6 protein-coding genes and 2 pseudogenes are annotated in these 7,259 nt (G+C 39.4%); 5 read left to right on the top strand and 3 right to left on the bottom strand.

What is annotated here, in order from left to right:
• Positions 1–121: pseudogene (locus F607_RS36230) on the bottom strand (IS4 family transposase); the annotation flags it as partial.
• A 589-nt stretch (positions 122–710) separates the two neighbouring features.
• Here F607_RS36230 and F607_RS0123225 point away from each other — a divergent pair.
• The 5 genes from F607_RS0123225 to F607_RS0123205 all read left to right on the top strand — a co-directional run bounded on the left by F607_RS0123225 (position 711) and on the right by F607_RS0123205 (position 5,437).
• The gene (locus tag F607_RS0123225) at positions 711–1,388 is read left to right on the top strand and encodes an RNA ligase family protein (RefSeq protein ID WP_230400452.1); all 678 of its coding nucleotides are present in this window, start codon (positions 711–713) and stop codon (positions 1,386–1,388) included.
• Entirely contained in the window at positions 1,378–2,646 is a 1,269-nt protein-coding gene (locus F607_RS31370) for an AAA family ATPase (RefSeq protein WP_038292125.1), read from the top strand. Before F607_RS0123225 ends, F607_RS31370 begins: the two co-directional genes overlap by 11 nt.
• 615 nt (positions 2,647–3,261) lie before the next feature.
• A complete protein-coding gene (locus F607_RS33185) occupies positions 3,262–3,918 on the top strand; it encodes a serine hydrolase domain-containing protein (protein WP_169719841.1) in 657 nt (218 codons plus the stop codon).
• 36 nt (positions 3,919–3,954) lie between these two features.
• On the top strand, positions 3,955–4,359 hold the full coding sequence (locus F607_RS33180; RefSeq protein ID WP_051311760.1) for a serine hydrolase domain-containing protein: 405 nt from the start codon (positions 3,955–3,957) through the stop codon (positions 4,357–4,359).
• A gap of 292 nt (positions 4,360–4,651) precedes the next feature.
• A complete protein-coding gene (locus F607_RS0123205) occupies positions 4,652–5,437 on the top strand; it encodes a substrate-binding periplasmic protein (protein WP_027709980.1) in 786 nt (261 codons plus the stop codon).
• A 136-nt stretch (positions 5,438–5,573) separates the two neighbouring features.
• Here F607_RS0123205 and ppnN read toward each other — a convergent pair whose 3' ends face one another.
• On the bottom strand, positions 5,574–6,953 hold the full coding sequence (ppnN, locus tag F607_RS0123200) for a nucleotide 5'-monophosphate nucleosidase PpnN (protein ID WP_027709979.1): 1,380 nt from the start codon (positions 6,951–6,953) through the stop codon (positions 5,574–5,576).
• A gap of 52 nt (positions 6,954–7,005) precedes the next feature.
• Positions 7,006–7,259: pseudogene (locus tag F607_RS34925) on the bottom strand (IS982 family transposase); the annotation flags it as partial.

The raw sequence follows: 7,259 nt of genomic DNA, 5'->3' as shown, positions 1-7,259 counted from the left end.
TGAGATTGACTGAACGAACCTTTACCAGTGCTAGAATAAATTGGGCTAGCAAGGTGACTCGGGCTTGATGCCAACCAAAAACCCCTTTAAGCTCTTTGGTGAGTGAATTGATCTCTTTCATTGTTTTACAATTCTTCATGGTTTCGCAGCCTGAATTGTAATACCAATGAGGGATCAATTCACTTCTAACTAATTGATTTTTCTTATTTATTCAGCTTTTTGTCCTGTACATAGTACTCGGCGTTAATAAAATAATTGATAGCGAGGAATGAAGGTCAAGCTTTCGTTTAAATCAATGTAATACATCCCGCCTTAGTTGAATCAGTTACATACTTTCTAAGTATGCCAAAAGCCATTGAATAGCTCCCTTGTTGTTAGGTAGGCGCTAGGTTCGTAGTACTGTTTTCGCTTAGTTTATTTTTCATGCACATATGCGCATTCCCATTTCAACTTGATACATAATGCGCTTTGTTAGTGGTATATCTTGTTTTTTCCATGATAGAAGCTGTGGGGCAATGGTATTAATGACCTGTACACCTTTTTACTATGCTTAATAAAGGGTACTGCTTGTCTGGGAGTATACTTATTCGTTTTTTGTTAAACCCAAAGTCAGAAAAAAGATGTGTTTAGTCTGACGCTTGGCTAACCAGGCTGAATGACTGTATTTTGGCTAGTAGGTTGGGAGTACATTGATCATGAGCAGTAGCCTCGTGAAACGCTACAAATATCCACGAACACCGCATTTGCCCTGGTCTCCAGGTGGCTCAATTGATGACTTGCGATGTTGTGATGCAAGCCAATTTGAAGGTAAGCAGGTTATTGTCACTGAAAAAATGGATGGTGAGAACACCTCTTTATATTGTGATTATATCCATGCGCGTTCAATTGATAGTCGTCATCACCCATCAAGGGATTGGATAAAAGCCTTACATGCGGCTATTGCTAGAGATATTCCAGTGGGATGGCGAATTTGTGGTGAGAATCTTTATGCCAGACATGCCATTGCTTATGATCAGTTGCTATCTTATTTTATGGTGTTTTCAATTTGGGATGAGCATAACTGTTGCCTGTCTTGGGCTGAGAGTGAAGAATGGTTTGAGTTACTCAATTTGACTCCACCGACTGTGTTATTTCAGGGGAAATGGAATAAAAAACGTATTCAACAAATAAATATTGATACTGCATCAATGGAAGGTTATGTGGTTAGGTTAAGCGAGCGTTTTCATTATAGTGAATTTGCGCAGTCTGTCGCTAAATGGGTGCGGAAGTCGCATGTTCAGACCGATGAACATTGGATGCACACAGCTGTAATAGCAAACAAATTGCTCTGTCGTGGGGTTGGTAAAGGAAGCATAAACAAAAGTGGAGAACTATCAAGTGACACGTAAAGAGTGGTTAGAGGCTTTAAAGCAAAATGCATCTCCTGATATTGATGAATGTATTTATTACTTGGGCAATGTATGTAGTTTGTTAGGTAGTTTAAAAGATACTCCACAGGACCCTGAATGGCATGGCGAGGGTGATGTATATATTCATACAAAAATGGTTTTGGAAGAGCTGTATGTATTATTAGATAGTGATGCTGCTCATATAACTGGAGAAAAGCGCCAGGCTTTAATTTTAGGAGCATTATTTCACGATATAGGTAAACCACTCTCAGTGCGAGAGAGAGAAATAAGAGAAGTACGTCGTATTGTTTCACCACAACATGAGGCAATAGGTCGTTCATACCTAACGTTTTTATTACCTGAGATAGAGTTAAGCTATTCCGTTATTTACCAAGTTATGGGGTTGGTTGGAGAGCATCATCGACCAAAATTACTAATGGTTAGAAACCATAGTGCTGGGGATTTTTGGCAGTTGTCCCGGTGTGTGGATATAGAGCTGGTATATTGGCTTGAAGTTGCTGATATGCGTGGTCGCATATGTTCTGATATAAAAAGCCAGTTAATGCACTTAGAAGAATTCAAGCTTTTTAGTACGGAGTATGGGGTGTGGCAGAAAGACATTCATCGTAGTTGGCAGCAACAACTGGAAAGTTCACTAATATCACTATCTGCCGATAGTCGTGACTATGTATATAGTCACGCTGTTTCTGGCATGGAGAGGGGCTTTATTTCGACTGTTGACGAGGCAATTGCTATAACCTATCAACGACGTAATGGCTTTGCTGAATTAGTGGTTTTATGTGGTCCCAGTGGTTCAGGTAAATCGACATGGGTTAGGCAACAGGGATCAAATTATCAGGTTGTTTCATTAGATGAAATTCGACGGGAAATTAACGGAAATGCTGCCAGCCAAGCAAATACTGGTAAGGTATTACACTTAGCAAAGGATCGACTTAAAGCTTGCTTGCGTAAAGGCATTAATGTGATTTGGGATGCGACTAATTTACGTTATGACTTTAGAAAAGTCGTGTGTGATATTGGTAAAGACTATCATGCGTTAGTAACGCTGGTGGTGTTCCAAGCACCGTACTCTAAGATATGCCAAAGCGATCGAAGACGTGTATTAGCTGTGCCTGATAAGGTGTTAGCAAAACAGTTTGCTTCCTATCAATGGCCAACGCCTGATGAAGTACACCGCTACTGTATTGTTAATGCACAAGGACAGGTTTTACTAAAACATGGCTATTTCTCTGAGTGACTCTAATTGTTCTCGCACTTTTATGTTGTCTATACATAGTGTTTACTTTAAGTGCTAAGTTAGCTGGTTTAAAAAAACGTTTGTTGCTATGGCTGGTCTTCACAGGCCAGACTATAGCCCCCTTTAAAAGCCTGCGTATAGGGTATAGTTTGGAAAAGCATTAGTCTAAGACTATAGCTGTTCCGTCAAGGCGTTATCAACCGTATTATTTAATACGTACTCTTTTTAGGCGACGAGTCAAGTATATTGGCGCATTATGATTAAAAACAGCTTTCAAGGACAGGTGGCCTCTAAAAATGAAAATACACTTTTTCGTGATAGCCGTGTCAAAAGCTGTAGTCGGATGCATATGTATTCCTTATACACTGTGATTCCCTGTGCCGTGCTGATTTACTCTTACAAAAAGGCACGGTTTTTAAAGATGTTTAAAGATGATTATATTGATAAATGCTTGTTAGCAGTTTTTTGATAATGATTAAGAAGGCTGACAAAAAAACTAAATGAGTCGTGAAGGGTGTACGTTATCATAGAAAATCTTTACTACTATCAAGGTATAAATAATGCAAGCATTTAAAATGGATTATTGGCTGCACGTTAATATTGACAATGATTATTATGCTCCTTTTGGTGTCTGGACCTTACCGCTATTTACCTTCACTTTTATTGTATCAAAAAGCAGATCTTGATGATTATCAAATATTTAATAATCGAGTTGTTGCCGCTGACAATGTTATACCTTGGCCAAAGGCACAAAATTATAATCAAGTTAACTTGAGTGATGAAGCTAAGTCAGTATTAGGTGAATATGATTCGAAAGCATTTTTGATTATAAAAAATGGTGAACTGTTACTTGAGAAATATTGGCAAGGTTATGATGAGCATATACGCGCTAACTCCTTTTCAATGGCTAAAAGTATCGTTTCTTTACTAGTGGGCATAGCGATATCAGAGGGACATATTCGTGACTTAGAGCAGAAATTAAGTGATTTTTTGCCTGCGTTTAGCCAAGGGCAGCGTAAGCATATTAGCATTAAAGACGTATTAACAATGAGTTCGGGTTTAAGCTGGGAAGAAAGTTACAGTAGTCCCTTTTCTGTTACAGCACAGGCGTATTATGGGCAACATTTAGTGAGTCTTGTTAATACATTGCAAGTGTCAGAACAACCTGGCTTGCACTTTCACTATGCAAGCATTAATACGCAGATTCTTGCTGAAGTGCTTGAAAAGGCGACAGGAATAACAGTGTCTGATTATGCGTCTACAAAATTATGACAGCCAATAGGTGCAAATCAACCTGCTTTATGGTCTTTGGACCAAGCTGATGGAGAAGAAAAAGCCTTTTGTTGTTTTTTTAGCAGTGCACGTGATTTTGCTCGTATTGGTCAACTGATATTAAACGAAGAGTTGTGGCAAGATAAGCAGGTTATTCCTCAAAATTATCTGCTTAATGCCACACAGCCTGCAAAGTATCTCAAGGGCCACAAAGATGACCAGCCAGTTGACTTTTATGGTTATCACTTTTGGTTAACAACCTATGAGAATAAAGAAGTCATAGTATTACAAGGTATCAAAGGTCAATATATTTTGGTCATTCCGGCAATGAACACTGTTGTTGTTCGGCTTGGAGAAAAGAAAAGCAGCCATCAGGTTCGTTATATGGCTGATGATCTGTTTAAGTATTTAGATATTACCATGTCCGTTTTAAATCAATAGAAATGCTAAGTGTGTTTCATCCTTCCAAATGAAGCTGCGGTAAACAGCTTATACTACATTACCCAGCCTTTATCTTGTTAAAAGATTGTATATCAAAATATTCATTAATGGTTATTTAGGCGTGATAGGGAGACTGCAAAAAGTTTATTTTCAAGACTTGAGTTGGTTTGAGAAACAGGTGTTGAGGCTTTTTTTTATACAGTGACACATGGTGGTCTTATCTAATTCGATGATGCGCTTATGATGTACTAACCTGAATGTGACAGTATTGTGATGTTTATAGGGTGCTTAAATGAAAACAGGTTGTGAACTATTCAGCAGATGGTGTATCGCATTATTGATTATGGTTTATTCAATAATTGGCAAGGCTGAAACTACGGTATTAATTGCAACTGGAGAGTATCAACCTTGGGTTTCAGAAAGTTTAAAGCATAAAGGGTTTGTTAGCCATGTGATAACAGAAGCATTTAAAAAAGCTGGCGATTATAAAGTGGAGTTTAAATTTTTTCCTTGGAAACGTGCTTATGAATCTACTAAAAAAGGGGATTATCATGCGACATCTTTTTGGTTTCACTCGCCAGACAGAGAAAAGGACTTTATTTACAGTGAGCCTGTAATGACGGAAAAGACCGTGTTTTTTCACCTAAAAAGCAACCCATTGAAAGAGTGGCATAAGCTGACTGATCTTTCAGGTAAAACCATTGGTGCAACGACAGGGTATACCTATACAAAAGAATTCTGGGATTTAGCTGAATCTGGTAAATTGAATGTGCAGACTGCATCAGCAGATGACAAAAACTTTAAGAAGCTGTTTGCTGCTAGAATTGACTTGTTTCCAATGGGAACTGTTGCTGGTTTTGGGCTATTAGCGGAAAAATTTGATAAGGCTGTAGTACATCTCGTTGAGTTTAATCCCAAGCCACTTGTTGAAGCAAAAGGGCACTTATTGTTTTCTCGCAACAATGCACAGTCAGAGCAGCTATTAAAGGACTTTAATAAAGGCGTTAAGCAGTTGCAAAGTGAAGGTTTACTGGAGAAATGGCGGGAAGATTTATTAGTGGGTGGCTATAATCAATAACAACGGACTTGATTAAGTTTCTAAATAAATTGCTCACTAAATCATGTGGGTGTTTTAGCAAACGCGTAGAGGAAGCGAGGTGTAAAAAAGTACCCATTATGAAGTGTGCTTACAATAATGGGTACTCAAGTTAAGTCTACTGTTTACCTATGATTTCATAGCATGGTTCATAGTCACCACTGCCGGGTAGTTTCATTCGCTGGTTGATAACAAAGGAATGCAGTAATTGGTTGATATCTTCTGTGAGTTCAGGGTCTCCAAACAGCTTGTAAGGGCCATGTTCTGTAATGGCTGTAATGCCAACTTCTTTTACATTACCTGCAACAATACCTGACATAGCTCGTCGTAAGTTAGCTGCTAGCTTATAGGCGGGTAACTGTTTAGATAACTCAAGACTGGCCATATTTTCGTGGGTAGGCTCGAAAGTCTGTTGAAACTCATGGTCTACAGTCAACTGCCAATTATAGTAAAAAGCATCACCTGTCTGCCGTCTGAAACGGGTGACCTCATCCAAACCAAACTTAACTTCCCTAGCCACAGTTTCAGGATCATCAATAATGATTTTATAGCGTTGTTGGGCTTCAAGACCAAGGGTCTTACCAATAAACTGATGTATATCCGCAAAGTAACTTTTTGCGGTACTGGGACCAGTGAAGATAACAGGAAATGGAATATCTCGATTATTGGGGTGTAATAAAATACCTAGAATATACAGAATTTCCTCAAATGTTCCCGGTCCTCCAGGGAAGACAATGATACCATGCCCCATCCGGACAAACGCTTCTAAACGCTTTTCAATATCGGGCATGATAACTAATTCATTGACGATAGGATTAGGTGACTCGGCGGCAATAATACCTGGCTCTGTCAGCCCTATAAAACGGCTACCATTGATGCGTTGTTTGGCATGGGCAATATTGGCACCTTTCATAGGACCTTTCATGGCACCAGGACCACAGCCTGTACAAATGTTCATCCCTCGTAGTCCAAGCTGATAGCCAACACGTTTGGTGTATTTATATTCAACTTCGCCAATGGAGTGTCCTCCCCAACATACCACAATGTCCGGGTGTATTTTGGGGCGAAAAGCATTAGCATGGCGTAAGACATGAAATACCATATTGGTGATGTCACTAGAGCTTTCGGTATTAACCGCTGCGTGAAGTTTGACTTCATTGGCGACATAAAGAATATCTCGCACGACCGCAAATAGGTTTTGTTTGATCCCTTTGATCAATTGTCCATCGACAAAGGCATTGCCAGGGGCATTAAGCAGCTGTAACTTTAGACCTCTGTGCTCGTGGATAATCCGAATATCATAACTTTGATACTTCTCAAGAATTTTATACGGGTTATCTGAATGCTCATCACAGTTTAAAACGGCCAATGAGCATTGGCGAAATAGTTGGTAAAGTCCCCCTTTGGTAGTGTCTTGAAGTTGTTTAACTTCATTATTGGAAAGGACACTCATGCTTCCACTGGGGCTGACTAGTGTTGAGATTAATGTTTCACTCATATGAACTCTATCTGTGTCTTTTGTTAACGTACCTAACGCGATGCTCGACTTTTTAGCCTATTAATTTAGCTAACTGAAGAGGAGCATTGCCTTGGTTCCTATTAAATAATACACACAAACTGTGTGATAATAGCTTGCGGGTAATTCGATTAGTCAAGCTCCATAGTGTTCTGCCTTTGGTTCGCTGAATATTAAACCTTTCTACTAGCTGACCAATCGTTGTCTCCACCCGCCGTCGGAGCCGGTTTAACTGTCCCCTCCATTTCTCAGGGAGTTGATCCACCATGTTTTCTCTGACCGGTGTTT

It is taken from the genome of Zooshikella ganghwensis DSM 15267 (assembly GCF_000428585.1).
GTDB lineage: Bacteria > Pseudomonadota > Gammaproteobacteria > Pseudomonadales > Zooshikellaceae > Zooshikella > Zooshikella ganghwensis.
Note: the sequence above shows the minus strand (reverse complement) of the source record. Positions and strands in the feature narration are given on the sequence as shown.